The 18098-nt window shown below is 54.6% G+C and carries 15 protein-coding genes and 1 pseudogene; 11 read left to right on the top strand and 5 right to left on the bottom strand.

Translation table 11 applies throughout. The features are described from left to right. Position 1 precedes the first annotated feature (1 nt). Positions 2-325: a superoxide response transcriptional regulator SoxS gene (gene soxS, locus G4551_RS21980; protein WP_003031731.1), complete on the bottom strand. Its 324-nt coding sequence runs from the start codon at positions 323-325 to the stop codon at positions 2-4. An 86-nt stretch (positions 326-411) separates the two neighbouring features. On the opposite strand from soxS, the gene soxR reads away from it, so the two are divergent. The 3 genes from soxR (at position 412) to G4551_RS21965 (ending at position 4748) form a co-directional block, all read left to right on the top strand. Continuing rightward, positions 412-870 (top strand): redox-sensitive transcriptional activator SoxR, encoded by a 459-nt coding sequence (gene soxR / locus G4551_RS21975; protein ID WP_003031733.1) that lies wholly within the window; start codon positions 412-414, stop codon positions 868-870. A gap of 724 nt (positions 871-1594) precedes the next feature. Next, on the top strand, positions 1595-2944 hold the full coding sequence (ghxP, locus tag G4551_RS21970) for a guanine/hypoxanthine transporter GhxP (protein ID WP_003031735.1): 1350 nt from the start codon (positions 1595-1597) through the stop codon (positions 2942-2944). Between the two features lie 157 nt (positions 2945-3101). Continuing rightward, positions 3102-4748 (top strand): Na+/H+ antiporter, encoded by a 1647-nt coding sequence (locus G4551_RS21965; protein ID WP_003031737.1) that lies wholly within the window; start codon positions 3102-3104, stop codon positions 4746-4748. Positions 4749-4831: 83 nt separating this feature from the next. On the opposite strand, the gene G4551_RS21960 is transcribed toward G4551_RS21965, so the two are convergent. Then, positions 4832-5722, bottom strand: coding sequence for a LysR family transcriptional regulator (locus tag G4551_RS21960; RefSeq protein ID WP_003841057.1), 891 nt, complete (start codon positions 5720-5722; stop codon positions 4832-4834). 101 nt (positions 5723-5823) lie between these two features. Here G4551_RS21960 and G4551_RS21955 point away from each other — a divergent pair, with 101 nt between their 5' ends. Next, positions 5824-6234, top strand: coding sequence for a CidA/LrgA family protein (locus G4551_RS21955; protein ID WP_003031742.1), 411 nt, complete (start codon positions 5824-5826; stop codon positions 6232-6234). Beyond that, positions 6227-6916, top strand: coding sequence for an LrgB family protein (locus G4551_RS21950; protein WP_003031745.1), 690 nt, complete (start codon positions 6227-6229; stop codon positions 6914-6916). Before G4551_RS21955 ends, G4551_RS21950 begins: the two co-directional genes overlap by 8 nt. A 45-nt stretch (positions 6917-6961) precedes the next feature. Here the strand turns inward: G4551_RS21950 and actP are convergent, their stop codons facing one another. The 3 genes from actP to acs all read right to left on the bottom strand — a co-directional run bounded on the left by actP (position 6962) and on the right by acs (position 11118). Then, complete coding sequence (gene actP, locus G4551_RS21945) at positions 6962-8611, bottom strand: cation/acetate symporter ActP (protein WP_003031747.1); 1650 nt, start codon at positions 8609-8611, stop codon at positions 6962-6964. Beyond that, positions 8608-8922: a DUF485 domain-containing protein gene (locus tag G4551_RS21940; protein ID WP_003841061.1), complete on the bottom strand. Its 315-nt coding sequence runs from the start codon at positions 8920-8922 to the stop codon at positions 8608-8610. The genes actP and G4551_RS21940 overlap by 4 nt, the downstream gene beginning before the upstream one ends. Before the next feature lie 237 nt (positions 8923-9159). Beyond that, positions 9160-11118 carry an acetate--CoA ligase gene (gene acs / locus G4551_RS21935; RefSeq protein WP_003841063.1) on the bottom strand — a complete coding sequence of 653 codons (1959 nt, stop codon included), beginning with the start codon at positions 11116-11118 and terminating at the stop codon, positions 9160-9162. Between the two features lie 433 nt (positions 11119-11551). Between acs and nrfA the strand changes: the two genes are divergently transcribed. The 6 genes and pseudogenes from nrfA (at position 11552) to nrfG (ending at position 18066) form a co-directional block, all read left to right on the top strand. Further along, positions 11552-12988 (top strand): ammonia-forming nitrite reductase cytochrome c552 subunit, encoded by a 1437-nt coding sequence (gene nrfA, locus G4551_RS21930; protein WP_003841065.1) that lies wholly within the window; start codon positions 11552-11554, stop codon positions 12986-12988. A gap of 44 nt (positions 12989-13032) precedes the next feature. Further along, positions 13033-13599 (top strand): cytochrome c nitrite reductase pentaheme subunit, encoded by a 567-nt coding sequence (nrfB, locus tag G4551_RS21925; RefSeq protein WP_003031758.1) that lies wholly within the window; start codon positions 13033-13035, stop codon positions 13597-13599. After that, positions 13596-14267, top strand: coding sequence for a cytochrome c nitrite reductase Fe-S protein (gene nrfC, locus G4551_RS21920; RefSeq protein WP_003031761.1), 672 nt, complete (start codon positions 13596-13598; stop codon positions 14265-14267). The genes nrfB and nrfC overlap by 4 nt, the downstream gene beginning before the upstream one ends. Further along, positions 14264-15220: a cytochrome c nitrite reductase subunit NrfD gene (gene nrfD / locus G4551_RS21915; protein ID WP_003841070.1), complete on the top strand. Its 957-nt coding sequence runs from the start codon at positions 14264-14266 to the stop codon at positions 15218-15220. Before nrfC ends, nrfD begins: the two co-directional genes overlap by 4 nt. Before the next feature lie 8 nt (positions 15221-15228). Then, positions 15229-17455 (top strand): annotated as a pseudogene (gene nrfF, locus G4551_RS21910) (heme lyase NrfEFG subunit NrfF). Continuing rightward, positions 17455-18066, top strand: a complete 612-nt coding sequence (nrfG, locus tag G4551_RS21900) for a heme lyase NrfEFG subunit NrfG (protein WP_003841075.1) — start codon at positions 17455-17457, stop codon at positions 18064-18066. The pseudogene nrfF and the gene nrfG overlap by 1 nt, the downstream one beginning before the upstream one ends. The last annotated feature ends 32 nt before the right edge of the window (positions 18067-18098 follow it).

Raw genomic sequence — 18098 nt, 5'->3', positions numbered from 1 at the left:
CTTACAGGCGGTGGCGGTAATCGCTGGGGGTACGATCAAACTCGCGGCGAAACACGCGCGAAAAGGTTTGTTGCGATACATAACCAAGATCCATCGCGATATCGAAAATAGGTCGCTCAGTCGTCCTCAGTTCAACCGCCGCCAGCAGAAGTCGTCGCTGGCGGATGTAGTCACCCAGCGTCTGGCGCGTCACCGTGCGGAACATTCTCTGTAAATACCACTTCGAGTAACCTGATTTTTTCGCAACCGCCTCAATGTTCAGCGGCTGATCGATATGTTCATCAATCCATTCAATAAGGGTCTGAATAATCTGCTGATGGGACATAGGGCTGCCTCTTTCTCAGTATTCGATTCGTCGTTTTGTCTGTGGGCGAGTATAATTCCTCAAGTTAACTTGAGGTAAAGCGATTTATGGAAAAGAAATTACCCCGGATAAAAGCGCTGCTCACGCCAGGTGAAGTTGCAAAGCGTAGCGGCGTGGCAGTTTCGACCCTGCATTTCTATGAAAGCAAAGGGTTAATCAGCAGCATGCGCAACAGCGGTAATCAGCGTCGCTACAAACGTGATGTGTTGCGTTACGTGGCGATTATCAAGATTGCTCAACGTATTGGGATCCCGCTGGCAACGATTGGCGACGCGCTGGGCGTATTACCTGAAGGGCATTCACTTAGCGCTAAAGAGTGGAAACAGCTCTCTTCGCAATGGCGTGAAGAGCTGGACCGACGCATTCATACTTTGGTGTCGCTACGTGATGAACTGGATGGATGTATTGGTTGCGGCTGCTTGTCGCGCAGCGATTGCCCGTTGCGTAACCCAGGCGATCAGCTGGGCGAGCAAGGAACCGGGGCGCGTCTGCTGGAAGATGATTGATTGGTTTAAATATATGACGGATATATACCCTAAATAATTCGCGTTGTGGGAAGGCGGCAAGAGCACGAATCCCGATGAGCTTAGTAAACTAAGTGATTCGGGTGAGTAAACGCAGCCAACACACCTGCAACGTGAAGTATGACGGGTATAAAACTAAAGCGCCACAGAGGGCGCTTTAGTTTGGTTCCGGTCTTTGTCTTTCACTCTATCCCGCTGGTTCACGGGAGGGTTTCCCCCGACATCAACACCCCTCAGTCGAGCACATTAGGGGAGGTTCCGGCCTGTGTTGATAATGTAAGTGTAAGCTACCTCCCTCCATTTGCCAGTGAAACGATGATTTTTTAGCCAAAAAATTTACCGCATCTTCACCGGTTTTCTTGCGCGAGTTTGCGCGAAAAATAAGAACGATTGTTGCGACAATCTGGCGAAATTTGTTACCAGATTGCGCATTGACGATAACGTTTGCGCATCGACTGGTTGTTTATTGTGCGTTATAAGAAGAAATGAGTAAAAAGCGGCAAAGTTCAGTTGAAAACCGGCGTATGATCGCTGGATAATCGTTTGCTTTTTTTTACCACCCGTTTTTTATGCGCGGAGCTAAACGTTTGCTTTTTTGCGACACCCCTAATGACGCAAACCTGGCACATGGAGAAAACGTTTAGCAGGCAGTGGATTGTCCAGCACGCATAATGACGAAAAAATAAACTCTCAGGGGATGTTTTCTATGTCTACGCCTTCAGCGCGTACCGGCGGTTCACTCGACGCCTGGTTTAAAATTTCGCTTCGCGGCAGTACCGTTCGTCAGGAAGTCGTTGCCGGATTAACGACGTTCCTCGCCATGGTTTACTCCGTTATTGTGGTTCCAGGGATGCTGGGTAAAGCCGGATTCCCGCCTGCCGCTGTATTTGTGGCAACCTGCCTGGTCGCGGGCGTCGGTTCTATTGTGATGGGCCTGTGGGCAAATCTGCCGCTGGCGATTGGTTGCGCCATTTCTCTGACGGCGTTTACCGCATTCAGCCTGGTATTGGGGCAACATATCAGCGTGCCCGTTGCGCTGGGCGCGGTGTTCCTGATGGGTGTCCTGTTTACCATCATTTCCGCGACGGGTATTCGTAGCTGGATCCTGCGCAATCTGCCGCAGGGCGTTGCGCACGGTACGGGAATCGGTATCGGCCTGTTCCTGCTGCTGATTGCGGCAAACGGCGTTGGTCTGGTGATTAAGAATCCGCTGGACGGTCTGCCGGTTGCGCTGGGCGACTTCGATACCTTCCCGGTGATTATGTCGCTGGTTGGTCTGGCGGTGATTATTGGCCTCGAAAAACTGAAAGTACCGGGCGGCATCCTGCTGACTATTATCGGTATTTCCATTGTTGGCCTGATTTTCGACCCGGCCGTGCATTTCTCCGGTATTTTTGCCATGCCGTCTCTGAGCGACGAAAACGGCAACTCGCTGATCGGCAGCCTGGATATAATGGGCGCACTGAATCCTATCGTTCTGCCGAGCGTGCTGGCGCTGGTCATGACCGCCGTCTTCGATGCGACCGGCACCATCCGTGCCGTAGCCGGTCAGGCGAATTTGCTGGATAAAGACGGACAGATTATCGACGGCGGCAAAGCGCTGACCACCGACTCCCTGAGCAGCGTGTTCTCTGGTCTGGTGGGCGCTGCTCCTGCGGCGGTATACATTGAATCCGCAGCGGGTACGGCGGCAGGCGGTAAAACTGGCCTGACGGCGATCACCGTTGGTGTCCTGTTCCTGCTGATCCTGTTCCTCTCTCCGCTCTCGTATCTTGTACCGGTATACGCAACGGCGCCTGCACTGATGTATGTGGGCCTGTTGATGCTGAGCAACGTTGCGAAAATCGACTTTGCTGACTTTGTCGACGCAATGGCGGGTCTGGTAACGGCCGTATTTATCGTGCTGACCTGTAACATCGTTACCGGCATTATGATTGGCTTTGCTACCCTGGTGATTGGCCGTCTTGTCTCTGGCGAATGGCGCAAGCTGAACATCGGCACGGTGGTTATCGCTATCGCGCTGGTGGCCTTCTACGCGGGCGGCTGGGCTATCTGATTTTTATTCGATAAAGATCCTCAAAACGGGTGGCTTTGGCCGCCCGTTTTTATTTTCAGAACACACTCGTTGTCTTTTGCGTTACTCTCAATTAGATAGAATTGAGGCACGACGCCTCTCATCACTAATCATAAGAAACATCGCAAACAGGGAACGCATGGAAATCTTTTTCACCATACTCATCATGACCCTTGTGGTCTCGCTGTCGGGGGTATTTACTCGCGTATTGCCCTTCCAACTCCCTTTACCCCTAATGCAGATCGCCATCGGCGCCTTGCTGGCGTGGCCGACGTTTGGTTTGCATGTGGAATTCGATCCTGAGCTGTTTTTGGTGCTGTTCATCCCGCCGCTGCTATTTGCCGATGGCTGGAAGACGCCAACGCGTGAGTTTCTCGAGCATGGGCGAGAGATCTTCGGCCTTGCGCTGGCGCTGGTGCTGGTCACGGTGGTCGGCATTGGATTTATGATTTACTGGCTGGTGCCGGGGATACCGCTTATCCCAGCCTTTGCGCTGGCCGCCGTCCTTTCGCCAACTGATGCTGTTGCCCTTTCCGGCATTGTGGGGGAGGGGCGCATACCGAAGAAAATCATGGGCATCCTGCAGGGCGAAGCGTTGATGAACGACGCCTCCGGTCTGGTCTCTCTGAAGTTTGCCGTCGCCGTGGCGATGGGGACGATGGTATTTACCGTTGGTGGCGCAACGCTTGAGTTCTTCAAAGTGGCGATTGGCGGCATCCTGGCTGGTTTTGTCGTCAGTTGGCTGTACGGGCGCTCCCTGCGCTTCCTCAGCCGCTGGGGCGGTGACGAGCCGGCAACGCAAATCGTCCTGCTGTTCCTGCTGCCGTTTGCGTCTTACCTGATTGCGGAACACATCGGCGTTTCCGGTATCCTCGCGGCGGTCGCTGCCGGGATGACGATCACTCGTTCCGGGGTGATGCGCCGCGCACCGCTGGCGATGCGTTTACGTGCTAACAGTACCTGGGCAATGCTGGAGTTTGTGTTTAACGGCATGGTCTTCTTGCTGTTAGGGCTACAGTTACCGGGGATTCTGGAGTCTTCCTTAGCGGCGGCAGAGGTCGATCCGAACGTTGAAATCTGGATGCTGTTTACCGATATCGTGCTGATTTACGTGGCGCTGATGTTGGTACGTTTTGGCTGGCTGTGGACGATGAAAAAATTCAGTCTGCGCTTCCTGAAGAAAAAACCAATGGAATTCGGCTCCTGGACAACGCGTGAAATCCTGATTGCCTCTTTTGCGGGCGTGCGCGGGGCAATTACCCTCGCCGGTGTGCTCTCCATTCCACTGTTGTTACCGGACGGTAGCGGATTCCCGGCGCGATATGAGCTGATCTTCCTTGCCGCAGGCGTGATTCTGTTCTCGCTGTTTGTTGGCGTGGTGATGTTGCCGATTCTGCTACAACATCTGGAAGTGGCAGACCACTCGCAGCAGCAGAAAGAGGAACGTATTGCTCGCGCTGCTACGGCAGAAGTGGCGATTGTCGCGATCCAGAAAATGGAGGAGCGACTGGCCGCGGACACCGAAGAGAACATCGATAACCAGTTACTCACCGAGGTGAGTTCCCGCGTGATTGGTAACCTGCGTCGTCGCGCCGACGGACGCAACGATGTGGAAAGCTCGATGCAGGAAGAAAACCTCGAGCGACGTTTCCGCCTGGCAGCGTTGCGTTCAGAACGCGCGGAGCTTTATCATCTGCGCGCGACGCGGGAAATCAGCAATGAAACGCTGCAAAAGCTGCTGCACGATCTGGACTTGCTGGAAGCGCTGTTGATCGAGAACCAATAAACGAGAGTGCCTGATGCGCTACGCTTATCAGGCCTACAAAACCGATGTAGGCCGGATAAGGCGTTTGCGCCGCATCCGGCATTTTACGACGCTTGCGGTAGCCAAAACCCTTCACAGCATTTGAGCCACGCCTGGGCGCTGTGCGACAGATACACGCCTTCGCGCCAAATCATGCCCAACTGCCAGCGTAAATCACTCTCCAGAGGGATCCAGCGCAACGTTTGCTTATCCAGGCGCTGGCAAATCGGCTCCGGTAAAATGGCAATCCCGACTCCGGCTTGTACCATCGCAGCCAGAAAATCCCACTGCCCGCTGCGTACCGCGATGCGGGGCTTGACGTTGTGTTGGCTAAACAGCTCAAGCAATTGGCGGCTCAACGCGAAATCTTCGTTGTAGATCAGTAGCGGATGTTCCGCCAGTGCCTCGGGGGAAATGGATTCGCATGTTGTCCACTGACCGGAGCGGGGGACCAGCACGCAGAGCGGATGACTGAAAAGCGGTAGGGTCGCCAGACCACTCTCTTCTTCAACCGGCAGCGCGGTCATCGCGACATCCAGATCGCCGTTCATCACCGCCTGCTGGACGGTTAAGCCGCCAAATTCAGAGACCTTCAGCTCAACGCCGGAATAGCGCTGGCGAAACAGGCTGATAGGCCCGGCCATCAACATACCGACCATCGGCGGGATACCGAGGCGCAGCACACCCCTGTTGAGGTGATTAATGTCGCTAAGTTCGGCTTCAAGCTGGCGAAACTCAGCGAGGATCGCCAGGCCGCGTTCGAAAACGACCTGCCCGGTGTCGGTTAACAACAACCGCCGCCCGTCGCGGATGAGCAACGTGCAATTAAGCTCGTCTTCAAGGTTCTTCAACATCTTGCTGATGGTGGGCTGGGTGACAAAAAGCTTCTCCGCTGCGCGAGTAAAGCTCTGCTGACGAACCACCTCAACAAAATATCGCAGCGTTCTGATATCCATGATTATTCCTTAAGACTATGCCTGCAATGAGTTTAATTCATTTCAGTCCTGGACGGGGGCTCTCTATACTGGCGCTCTCTATTTTTTAAGGACATACCCTCATGGCTGTGGCGATAAGCCGCGTGACGCCTGCTGTTATTCATCGACTCCAGATCCCCGTTCAGGTTCTGTTGTACGCAGGTCTCTTTGTATTTGCTCAATATCTTGTCTCCTGGCTGCATCTGCCGCTTCCTGCCAACCTGGTAGGGATGGTGCTGATGCTGGCGTTAATTGTCTGCCGGGTTATCCCGCTGAACTGGATTCGCGCAGGTGCTCGCTGGTTACTGGCTGAAATGCTGCTATTTTTTGTCCCGGCGGTGGTCGCCGTTGTGAACTACACGCAGCTGTTGCTGGTTGATGGCTGGCGTATATTTGCCGTCATTGCGATCAGTACGCTGATGGTGCTCGGCGCAACGGCGTGGGTGGTGGATAAAGTGTATCGCTATGAAATGAGCAGGCTAAACCGTGAGTAATTTTCAGCTAAGCGTGCTGTGTCTGGTGATTACGCTGGGTATCTACTTTGCTAATAAGCGTTTGTATCGCCGTTTTCGTAAATTACCGCTGATGCCATTAGTTCTCACCCCAGCCCTGCTGGTGCTGATGCTAGTCTTCGGCCATATCTCCTGGCAAAACTATATTGGTGAATCGCACTGGTTGCTGTGGTTGTTAGGACCGGCGACCATCGCCTTTGCCGTTCCGGTGTATGACAACCTTGCGGTGATTAAGCGTCACTGGATGTCGCTGACGGCGGGCGTGGTAACGGCAACGCTGGTGGCCGTCACCAGTTCCGTGTGGCTGGCGCGTCTGTTTATGTTGCCTGATGAGATCCAACGCAGTCTGGCGGTGCGTTCCGTCACCACGCCATTTGCGCTGGCAGCGGCAGAGCCATTGGGCGGGCAGCCGGACCTGGTGGCCTTGTTCGTGGTGGTGACCGGCGTATTCGGCATGGCGGTCGGCGATGTGCTGTTTTTACGCCTTTCCATTCGTGAAGGAATGGCGAAAGGCGCAGGATTTGGCGCCGCATCGCACGGGGCAGGCACGGCGCGCTCTTATGAGCTTGGTCAGCAAGAGGGCGTAGTTGCCAGCCTGGTGATGATGCTTTCCGGTGTGGTGATGGTATTGGTGGCGCCGCTGGTCGCGAGGCTGATGTTCTAAGAAAGGATGTAATCCTCCGGCCTGAAAGCCGGAGGAGAGGGGAGGTTAGTGCGCGCGACCTTGTTCTACGCCGTACCCGGTCTGGGAGCGGATGAACTGAGCACGGAACTGCTCGCGTTCGCGGTTGCCTTCTTCTGAGTTGTCGGTAGCAGAGAAGAACCAGATCCCGAGGAACGCTATGCTGATGGAGAACAGCGCTGGATATTCATACGGGAAAATGGCTTTTTCGTGACCGAGGATCTGGACCCAAATGGTTGGGCCGAGAATCATCAATACTACCGCTGTTAACAGACCTAACCAGCCACCCAGCATTGCGCCACGGGTGGTCAGACGCGACCAGTACATGGAAAGCAGGATGATCGGGAAGTTGCAGCTGGCCGCGATGGCGAACGCCAGACCCACCATGAAGGCGATGTTCTGGTTCTCAAACAGCACGCCGAGCAGGATGGCTATCACACCCAGTACCAGTACGGTGATTTTTGACACCTTCAGCTCTTCACGTTCGGTTGCGCCTTTGCGGAATACGTTGGCGTACAGGTCGTGAGAAACTGCCGAAGCGCCCGCCAGCGTCAGCCCGGCAACCACCGCCAGGATGGTGGCAAACGCCACTGCAGAGATGAAGCCGAGGAACAGGTTACCGCCCACCGCATTCGCCAGGTGAACCGCCGCCATGTTGTTACCACCGATCAGTGCGCCTGCAGCATCTTTGTACTCTGGATTAGCGCCTACCAGCATGATCGCGCCAAAGCCGATGATAAAGGTCAGGATGTAGAAATAACCCATAAAGCCGGTGGCATAGAATACGCTCTTACGCGCTTCGCGGGCATCGCTGACCGTGAAGAAACGCATCAGAATATGCGGCAAACCTGCTGTACCGAACATCAATCCAAGACCTAACGACAGGGCGGATATCGGATCTTTTACCAGACCGCCCGGGCTCATAATCGCGGAGCCTTTTGGGTGTACTGCCATCGCTTCGGTGAACAGGTTGTTGAAGCTGAAGCCGACGTGCTTCATTACCATGAAGGCCATAAAGCTGGCGCCGAACAGCAGCAGAACAGCTTTAATGATCTGTACCCAGGTGGTTGCCAGCATGCCGCCAAACAGAACGTACATCATCATCAGTACGCCAACCAGTACGACGGCGATGTGATAGTTCAGACCAAACAGCAGCTCAATCAGTTTACCTGCGCCGACCATCTGGGCGATCAGATACAGCGCGACCACCACCAGGGAACCACAGGCCGACAGAATACGGATTGGACCCTGCTTCAGACGATAAGAAGCAACGTCAGCAAAGGTGTAACGACCGAGGTTACGCAAACGCTCAGCAATCAGGAACAGAATAATTGGCCAGCCGACCAGGAAGCCGAGTGAGTAAATCAGCCCGTCATAACCGGAGGTAAATACCAGCGCGGAAATTCCAAGGAACGATGCCGCCGACATATAGTCGCCCGCAATCGCCAGCCCGTTCTGGAAACCGGTGATGTTACCGCCGGCGGTGTAGTAGTCATTACGCGAACGTACGCGTTTAGACGCCCAGTAGGTAATGCCGAGCGTAAAGATGACGAAAATCAGGAACATAACAATCGCCTGCCAGTTGGTTGGCTGGCGTTGAACTGCACCGCTAATAGCATCCGCCGCGTTTGCGGCGAAGGGCAGCGTGGCGGCAAGCGCCGTCAGGACTCTCTTCATGATGCTTTAACCTCGTGCAGAACCGCATTGTTCAGGCGATCAAATTCACCGTTTGCCCGCCAGATATAAATCCCGGTCAGAATGAAGGAGATAAGGATCACACCGACCCCAATCGGAATACCCCGGGTGACGCTGGTTCCCGCGTGGAGCGGCGTACCCAGCCAGCTAGGCGCAAAGGCAATCAGTAAAATAAAGCTGATATAAACTGCCAGCATGATGATGGACAGAATGGTGGCAAACCGTTGCCGTTTTTCTACTAACTCCCTGAAACGCGCACTGTCTTCTATCCGCTGATAAATTTGGTCATTCATCACAGAGTCTCCAGAGATACCCCCTTCGTCTTTCACGCCGCAGGTGCGTTGGCCGCACTCGCCCACCCCAGTCACATAGTGAACTATGCTCCTGGGGATGTGCTCGCTTGCCGCCTTCCTGCAACGCGAAATCCTTTGGGGGAGGGTTTTTATATTTCCCTCCCGGTCAGGGGAGGGGTAGGGATAGGATTTGTAGACCCGATAAGCTGCGCGCCATCGGGCATTTCACAGTTATGGTTATGATGGCATCGCGATGGCCTGCTTCTCTTCGAGCAGTTTCTCCACGACGCCAGGATCGGCGAGAGTCGAGGTATCGCCCAGATTGCTGGTATCGCCCGCCGCGATTTTACGCAGAATACGGCGCATGATTTTGCCGGAGCGGGTTTTCGGCAGTGAGTCGGTCCAGTGCAGCACGTCTGGCGTTGCCAGCGGGCCAATTTCTTTACGCACCCAGTTGCGAACCTCGGCGTACAACTCAGGTGACGGCTCTTCACCGTGATTCAGCGTGACGTAAGCGTAGATCGCCTGGCCTTTAATATTATGCGGAATCCCTACCACCGCGGCTTCGGCAATCTTCGGATGCGACACCAGCGCCGATTCGATTTCAGCCGTTCCCAGACGGTGGCCGGAGACGTTCAGCACATCGTCCACACGTCCGGTGATCCAGTAATAGCCATCTTCGTCACGGCGCGCGCCGTCGCCGCTGAAGTACATATTCTTGAAGGTAGAGAAGTAGGTTTGCTCAAAGCGTTCGTGATCGCCAAACAGCGTTCTCGCCTGGCCCGGCCACGAGTCGGTAATCACCAGATTGCCTTCGGTCGCGCCTTCCAGCGGATTACCTTCGTTATCGACAATCGCAGGCTGTACGCCAAAGAATGGACGGGTTGCAGAACCGGCTTTCAGTTCGGTGGCGCCCGGCAGCGGGGTAATCATGAATCCACCGGTTTCAGTCTGCCACCAGGTATCGACGACCGGGCATTTTTCGTTGCCGATCTTCTTCCAGTACCACTCCCATGCTTCTGGGTTGATCGGCTCGCCAACTGAACCCAGGATACGCAGTGACGAACGGTCAGTGCCTTCAATCGCTTTATCGCCTTCCGCCATCAGGGCGCGAATGGCGGTCGGTGCGGTATACAGAATATTGACCTGATGCTTGTCCACAACCTGCGACATACGCGCCGGGGTAGGCCAGTTTGGCACGCCTTCGAACATCAGCGTGGTTGCGCCGCAGGCCAACGGACCGTACAGCAGGTAGCTGTGCCCGGTTACCCAGCCTACGTCAGCGGTACACCAATAGATATCGCCCTGATGGTAATCAAACACATACTTAAAGGTAGTTGCAGCGTAGACCAGATACCCGCCGGTAGTGTGCAGTACGCCTTTCGGCTTACCGGTTGAGCCGGAGGTATACAGGATAAACAGCGGATCTTCCGCGTTCATCTCTTCCGGCTGGTGTTCTGAGCTGGCCTTCTCGATAAGATCGGACCACCACAGGTCGCGACCTTCCTGCCATTCCGTTTTTCCACCGGTACGTTTGAGAACGATCACATGTTCAACGGTTTTCACATTTGGATTTTTCAGCGCATCATCGACGTTCTTTTTCAGTGGGATAGCGCGCCCGGCGCGTACGCCTTCGTCGGCGGTGATCACCAGGCGTGAATTGGAGTCGATAATACGTCCGGCGACGGCTTCCGGTGAGAAACCACCGAAGATGACCGAATGCACCGCGCCAATACGGGCACAGGCTAGCATGGCGACCGCAGCTTCCGGCACCATCGGCATATAAATGGCCACCACGTCACCTTTTTTAATGCCTAAATCCAGTAGCGTATTGGCGAAACGGCAGACATCGCGATGCAACTCGCGATAGGTAATGTTTTTGCTTTGGGTTGCGTCATCGCCTTCCCAGATGATGGCGGTACGATCGCCGTTTGCCTGCAGGTGGCGGTCAAGGCAGTTTGCGGCCAGATTCAGGGTGCCGTCTTCGTACCATTTAATCGACACGTTGCCTGGTGCGAAGGAAGTGTTCTTCACCTGGCTGTACGGCTTGATCCAATCAAGAATTTTTCCCTGTTCGCCCCAAAATGTGTCGGGTTCGTTAACGGATTGCTGGTATTTCTCTGCGTACTGCTCCGGATTTATCAGGCAACGATCCGCAATGTTTGCGGGAATAGCGTGTTTATGTATTTGGCTCATGGCTTTTGTTCTCCTTGTAGGATGTTAATAATATGTCTCATAAACGTTAAATGTAGGGGCTTTGAGAGTTTTGTTTAGTATTTGCGCGGCAGATCACGCAATAAACGAATTGTGCAAATTAGCGACAAACTGAATTTTGAAGGGAGCTAGCAAAATTGACTAAATCTCGCGATAACATGTAGTTATCTAAAGGATTGTTGAAAAGGTGATCTGTATCTGAATTAGACAAAAGAGGGAGCAATCAAAGGGTGTTACTAACTCTAAAGTGGTATTTTACATACACTTACAATTGATTAAAGACAACATTTTAAGTGTGGTTTCTTGTTACAAATAGGGTGGAGCAATGTCATGACAGTATTCGTGTGGTTGCTGTTATGGAAAACAATAAAAGAACCGCCATTGCAGATAATGGCGTCATCTGGATGAGACCCCTATGGCAAGGATAAAATCACGCGTACGCCGTTTCTTCAGCCTGTTAGTACCTTTATTATTTATCACTGCAGTTCACGCTGAACAAACCCCCGTACCCGCAAAAACCGTCACCGTTGAAGCGAAGAATGAAGTCTTCGCCCCTCAGCATCCCGATCAATATCTCTCCTGGAAAGCCACGTCTGAGCAATCAGCCCGTGAAGATGCGCTGGCAGAAGATCCTCGTCTGGTGATCCTGTGGGCGGGATATCCCTTCTCGCGCGATTACAACAAACCGCGCGGGCACGCGTATGCAGTGACCGATGTTCGTGAAACCTTACGTACTGGCGCACCCAAAACGGCAGAAGATGGTCCATTGCCGATGGCCTGTTGGAGCTGTAAAAGCCCGGATGTGGCGCGTCTGATCCAGAAAGACGGTGAAGATGGCTACTTCCACGGTAAATGGGCGCGCGGCGGTCCTGAAATTGTTAATAATCTTGGCTGCGGCGATTGCCATAACACCGCGTCACCAGACTTTGCCAAAGGCAAGCCAGAACTGACGCTGTCGCGTCCTTATGCTGAACGCGCGATGGAAACAATCGGCAAACCGTTTGAGAAAGCCGGTCGCTTTGACCAGCAATCCATGGTCTGCGGCCAGTGCCACGTGGAATATTACTTCGACGGTAAAAACAAAGCCGTTAAGTTCCCGTGGGACGACGGCATGAAAGTCGAGAACATGGAGAAGTACTACGACACCATCGCCTTCTCTGACTGGACCAACTCCCTGTCTAAAACCCCGATGCTGAAAGCGCAGCACCCGGAGTATGAAACCTGGAGCGCAGGCATTCATGGCAAGAACAACGTGACCTGTATCGACTGCCACATGCCGAAAGTGCAGAACGCGGAAGGCAAGATTTACACCGACCATAAGATTGGTAATCCGTTCGATAACTTCGCTCAGACCTGTGCGAACTGCCACACCCAGGACAAAGCGTCCCTGCAAAAAGTGGTCGCCGAGCGTAAACAGGCCATTCATGACCTGAAAATCAAAGTTGAAGACCAGCTTGTTCGTGCGCACTTCGAAGCGAAAGCCGCATGGGATGCGGGTGCGACCGAAGCGGAAATGAAGCCGATTCTGGAAGATATCCGTCACGCGCAATGGCGTTGGGACCTGTCTATCGCCTCACACGGTATTCACATGCACGCCCCGGAAGAAGGTCTGCGGATGCTGGGTAGCGCAATGGATAAAGCCGCTGACGCACGTACCAAACTGGTCCGTCTGCTGGCGACCAAAGGCATCACGCATGAAATCCCGTTACCGGATATCTCTACCAAAGAGAAAGCCCAGGCGGCGATTGGTTTGAACATGCAGCAAATCAATGCTGAGAAGCAGGACTTCATCAAAACGGTGATTCCGCAGTGGGAAGATCAGGCGCGTAAAAACGGTCTGTTAAGCCAATAACCCCATTTCGCCCCGCAAGGGGCGGATAACTCAACGGAGTGAATATGAGCGTATTACGTTCGTTATTAACTGCTGGGGTGCTGGCGTCAGGCTTGTTATGGAGCCTGAGTGGAATCACTGCCACGCCAACGCCGCAGGAGTCGGATCAACGCTGGACGGTTACCCAACAGCGTAATCCGGATGCCGCCTGTCTGGACTGTCACAAGCCGGATACCGAAGGCATGCATGGTAAGCATGCGGAAGCCATCAACCCGAATAACAAACTGCCTGTCACCTGCACCAATTGTCACGGCCAGCCGTCACCGAACCACCGCGAAGGGGTGAAAGATGTGATGCGCTTTAATGAGCCGATGTACAACGTGGAGCAGCAGAACAGTGTCTGTATGTCCTGTCACCTGCCTGAGCAGTTGCAAAAAGCGTTCTGGCCGCACGATGTCCACGTAACCAAAGTGGCGTGTGCCAGCTGTCACTCACTGCATCCGAAGCAAGACACGATGCAGACGCTGAGCGATAAAGGACGGATCAAGATTTGCGTCGATTGCCACAGCGATCAACGTAACAATCCGAACTTTAACCCGGCGTCGGTTCCGTTGCTTAAGGAGCATCCATGAGTTGCTCTCGTCGCCAGTTTATCACCGGCGTCGGCGCGCTGGTGGCAGTGAGCGGGACGGCGGGGCGCGTTGTGGCGAAGACGCTGAACATCAATGGCGTGCGTTACGGTATGGTTCATGATGAGTCTTTATGCATTGGCTGTACGGCCTGCATGGATGCTTGTCGGGAAGTTAACAACGTGCCGGAAGGCGTATCGCGTCTGACGATTATCCGCAGTGAGCCGCAAGGGACATTTCCTGATGTGAAGTATCGCTTCTTCCGTCACTCGTGCCAGCATTGCGACCACGCTCCCTGCGTTGACGTCTGCCCGACGGGGGCATCGTATCGCGATGCCGCCAGCGGCATTGTGGATGTGAACCCGGACCTTTGCGTTGGCTGCCAGTACTGTATCGCCGCGTGTCCTTATCGCGTACGGTTTATCCATCCGGTGAGCAAAACGGCGGATAAATGCGATTTCTGCCGGAAAACCAACCTGAAAGCGGGCAAACAGCCCGCCTGCGTTGAGTCATGCCCGACGAAGGCGCTGACGTTTGGTAATCTGGACGATCCCAACAGCGATATATCCCGTTTGTTGCAGCAGAAAACTACCTACCGTTACAAACTGGCGTTGGGTACAAAACCGAAGGTCTACCGCGTTCCCTTTAAATTTGGGGAGGTGAGCCAATGACATCCGCTTCTGCATTTCATTTTGAATCACTGGTGTGGGACTGGCCCATTGCCATCTATCTGTTCCTGATAGGTATCTCTGCCGGACTGGTCACGTTGGCGATTCTGCTGCGTCGCTTCCATCCGGAGGCGGGCGGTTCAGACAGCACGCTGCTGCGCACCACGCTGGTGTTAGGGCCGGGGGCAATTATCCTCGGTTTGCTGATTCTGGTGTTCCACCTGACGCGTCCATGGACTTTCTGGAAACTGATGTTCCACTACAGCTTCACCTCGGTGATGTCGATGGGGGTCATGCTGTTCCAGTTGTACATGGTGGTGTTAGTGCTGTGGCTGGCAAAAATCTTTGAAAAAGAGGTAATTGTCCTGCAACAGCGGTTCGTGCCGCGACTGACGATTGTGTCAAAACTACTGACGCTAATCACGCCGTTCCATCGCGCGCTTGAGACGCTGATGCTGGTGCTGGCGGTTCTGCTCGGGGCGTATACCGGGTTCCTGCTGTCGGCGCTGAAATCCTACCCGTTCCTGAATAACCCGATCCTGCCGGTGCTGTTCCTGTTCTCCGGGATCTCCTCCGGTGCGGCAGTGGCGCTGATCGCCATGGCGTTACGTCATCGTAGCAATCCGCACAGTACGGAAGCGCACTTTGTGCATCGCATGGAAGTCCCGGTCGTATGGCTGGAGATCTTCCTGCTGGCGGCGTTCTTTGTTGGTCTGGCGCTGGGCGATGACGGCAAAATGCGTGCGCTGGCGGCGGCACTGGGCGGCGGATTCTGGACCTGGTGGTTCTGGCTTGGCGTGGCCGGGCTTGGGTTGATACTGCCGATGCTGCTAAAACCCTGGGCCAACCGCAGTTCGACGTTTCATGGCGTGCTGGCAGTGTGCGGCGCCAGCCTGACCGGCGTACTGCTGCTGCGCTTTTTTATCCTCTATGCGGGTCAGCTAACCGTTGCGTAAGGTGATATCTGGACGTTCTCCTTCCTGAAGCCGGTTTTCTGGCGCTGTTATTAAGCCTCGGGGTCAACGTGTTGACCCCGCTTGCCGTGTTGGTAGGTGTCCGGCAGCGCTGGCAAGGGGTGATGCGCCTGGCAAGCGTGGGCGTGTGGACGCAATTTGCCCTGCTGCTACTGGCCTTTACCATTCTGGTATTCTGCTTTTTGACCAGCGATTTTTCGGTGGTCTACGTTGCCCAGCACAGCTACAGCCTGCTGCCGTGGGGATTAAAACTGGCGGCGGTGTGGGGCGGTCATGAAGGATCGCTGCTGCTGTGGGTGCTGTTTCTTTCAGCCTGGAGCGCGCTGTTTGCTCTTCGCTATCGGCGTAATACCAACGCGCTGTTTCCACTGACGCTCTGCGTCCTTTCAATGATAACGGCCCTGCTGCTGCTGTTTGTGGTGGTATGGTCCGATCCGTTCGTGCGTATCTTTCCGCCAGCCATTGAAGGACGCGACCTTAACCCGATGCTGCAACATCTTGGGTTAATCCTCCATCCACCGCTGCTGTACCTGGGTTACGGTGGTTTGATGGTGGCGGCAGGCGTGGCGCTGGCCTCGCTGCTACGTAGTGACTTTAATGCGCAGAGCGCCTGGGTGTGCTGGCGCTGGGCCTTGCCCGGCTGGTGCGCGCTGACGCTGGGGATTATCCTCGGCTCCTGGTGGGCCTACTGCGAGTTGGGCTGGGGCGGCTGGTGGTTCTGGGACCCGGTAGAAAACGCTTCCTTATTACCCTGGCTTTCCGCCAGCGCGCTGCTACATAGCCTGTATATCACGCGCCAGCGCGGGATCTTCCGCCACTGGTCGCTGCTGCTGGCGATCGTCACGCTGATTTTATCGCTGCTGGGGACGCTGATTGTGCGTTCCGGCATTCTCGTTTCGGTGCATGCTTTCGCGCTGGATAACGTTCGTGCCGCGCCGCTGTTTGCGCTGTTTACCGTGTTGAGTCTGGCGTCGCTCGGGCTGTACGCCTGGCGGGGCCAGCAAGTCCGGCAGAATGCTCGTTTTGGCGGTTGGTCACGCGAGATGCTGATTCTGGTTGCGCTGCTGCTCTTTAGTGCGGTGCTGCTGATTGTGCTGATTGGCACGCTCTACCCGATGATTTACGGGCTGTTCGGCTGGGGGCGGCTTTCCGTGGGTGCACCGTACTTTAACCGCGCTACGCTGCCCTTTGGCCTACTGATGCTGCTGGTTATTGTGCTGGCAATGGTCAGAAGCCGCAAAGTGTCTTTCCGCATCCAACTTCCGGCACTGCTGGCGCATGCCGGAGTGCTGGTGTTTGCGGCGGGGATCGTCTTTTCCAGCGGTAGCCGTCAGGAGATAAGCCTGAACCTGAGCCCTGGGCAGCAGGTTGAACTGGCGGGTTACATTTTCCGTTTTGAGCGTCTCGACCTGGAAGCCAAAGGTAACTACACCAGTGAAAAAGCGCAGATCACGCTGTGGCACAATGAAAAACGCATTGGCAGCCTGCAACCTGAAAGGCGCTTCTATGCCGCGCGTCGTCAACAGATGATGGAGCCGGGGATCCGATGGAACCTGATGCATGACTGGTATGCGGTAATGGGTGAAAAAACCGGACCAGACCGTTATGCCATGCGCTTGTACGTGCAGACCGGCGTGCGCTGGATTTGGGGTGGGGGACTATTAATGGTCTTTGGCGCGCTGCTGAGCGGATGGCGAGGAAGGAAACGCGATGCGTAAATTAATCACAGCGTTGCCGGATGGCGGCGTAAACGCCTTATCCGGCCTACAAGGTGCGCAAACCGTAGGCCGGATAAGCGCAGCGCCATCCGGCAGAAAGTTATTACTCTTAACGCTCGTCCTGTTTTTCATTACTTTCGCTACGCATGCCCAGGTTGTGGACACATGGACGTTTGCCAACCCGCAGCAGCAGGAACAAGCGCTGTCTATTGCCAGCCAACTGCGTTGTCCACAGTGCCAAAACCAAAATTTGCTGGAATCCAATGCGCCGGTAGCGGTCAGTATGCGCCATCAGGTTTATAGCATGGTGGCGGAAGGGAAAAGTGAAGCTGAGATAACCACCTGGATGACCGAGCGTTACGGTGACTTCGTTCGTTATAATCCGCCGCTGAATGAGCAAACGCTGCTGCTGTGGGCGTTGCCGTGCCTGTTGTTGTTGCTGGTAGGTGTAGTGGTCTGGCGAGTGAGAAGACGTCAGCATACGGAGGAAGGTGAATAATGAGCCAGTGCGAGCCGCTGTTACGCCCAATGCCCGTGAAGCGGCTGACCGCTGCGGCGGTACTGATGGTTGTGGCCTGCATTGGAGGCTACCTGTTGACGCCAAAATGGCAGGCGGTTCGTCAGGAGCAGACGCGACTGGCGGACCCTTTACATGCTTTCTCTGATGAAAATATTCAGGAAAAACAGTTGCTTTTTCTGCAATCGCAGATTCGAGCCAATCCACGGGACGGCGTGAAATGGGCGCAACTCGGGGAGTACTATCTTTGGCAAAACGCGTATCATAATGCGCTGCTGGCCTACGAGCAGGCGCTGCGTGTCGGCGGTGAAAATGCTGAGATCTATTCAGCGATGGCAACGGTATTGTATTACCAGGCCGGACAACATATGGCGCCGCCCACTCGCGAGATGATTGATAAGGCCTTGGCGCTGGACCCGGCAGAGGTCACCGCGCTGATGTTGTTAGCCTCAGATGCGTTTATGCAGGCAGACTACGCCCAGGCTATTTCAGTTTGGCAAAAAGTTATGGATTTAAACTCGCCGAGGGTGAACCGGGCACAGCTCGTTGACTCTATTAATATGGCGAAGTTGTTGCAGAATCGGCAAAAATAAATTTGTTTTATTTGTGATTTGTATCATTTTGC

It is taken from the genome of Citrobacter freundii ATCC 8090 = MTCC 1658 = NBRC 12681 (assembly GCF_011064845.1).
GTDB classification, from domain to species: Bacteria; Pseudomonadota; Gammaproteobacteria; order Enterobacterales; family Enterobacteriaceae; genus Citrobacter; species Citrobacter freundii.
Note: the sequence above shows the minus strand (reverse complement) of the source record. Positions and strands in the feature narration are given on the sequence as shown.

What these genes read in the sequence shown, in the direction of transcription:
- G4551_RS21955 (WP_003031742.1), top strand. Translation starts at nt 5,824, where the DNA reads ATGGCTGTGGCGATAAGCCGCGTGACGCCTGCTGTTATTCATCGACTC.
- nrfD (WP_003841070.1), top strand. Translation starts at nt 14,264, where the DNA reads ATGACATCCGCTTCTGCATTTCATTTTGAATCACTGGTGTGGGACTGG.
- ghxP (WP_003031735.1), top strand. Translation starts at nt 1,595, where the DNA reads ATGTCTACGCCTTCAGCGCGTACCGGCGGTTCACTCGACGCCTGGTTT.
- acs (WP_003841063.1), bottom strand. Translation starts at nt 11,118, where the DNA reads ATGAGCCAAATACATAAACACGCTATTCCCGCAAACATTGCGGATCGT.
- actP (WP_003031747.1), bottom strand. Translation starts at nt 8,611, where the DNA reads ATGAAGAGAGTCCTGACGGCGCTTGCCGCCACGCTGCCCTTCGCCGCA.
- nrfC (WP_003031761.1), top strand. Translation starts at nt 13,596, where the DNA reads ATGAGTTGCTCTCGTCGCCAGTTTATCACCGGCGTCGGCGCGCTGGTG.
- nrfB (WP_003031758.1), top strand. Translation starts at nt 13,033, where the DNA reads ATGAGCGTATTACGTTCGTTATTAACTGCTGGGGTGCTGGCGTCAGGC.
- G4551_RS21965 (WP_003031737.1), top strand. Translation starts at nt 3,102, where the DNA reads ATGGAAATCTTTTTCACCATACTCATCATGACCCTTGTGGTCTCGCTG.
- nrfG (WP_003841075.1), top strand. Translation starts at nt 17,455, where the DNA reads ATGAGCCAGTGCGAGCCGCTGTTACGCCCAATGCCCGTGAAGCGGCTG.
- soxR (WP_003031733.1), top strand. Translation starts at nt 412, where the DNA reads ATGGAAAAGAAATTACCCCGGATAAAAGCGCTGCTCACGCCAGGTGAA.
- soxS (WP_003031731.1), bottom strand. Translation starts at nt 325, where the DNA reads ATGTCCCATCAGCAGATTATTCAGACCCTTATTGAATGGATTGATGAA.
- G4551_RS21960 (WP_003841057.1), bottom strand. Translation starts at nt 5,722, where the DNA reads ATGGATATCAGAACGCTGCGATATTTTGTTGAGGTGGTTCGTCAGCAG.
- G4551_RS21940 (WP_003841061.1), bottom strand. Translation starts at nt 8,922, where the DNA reads ATGAATGACCAAATTTATCAGCGGATAGAAGACAGTGCGCGTTTCAGG.
- nrfA (WP_003841065.1), top strand. Translation starts at nt 11,552, where the DNA reads ATGGCAAGGATAAAATCACGCGTACGCCGTTTCTTCAGCCTGTTAGTA.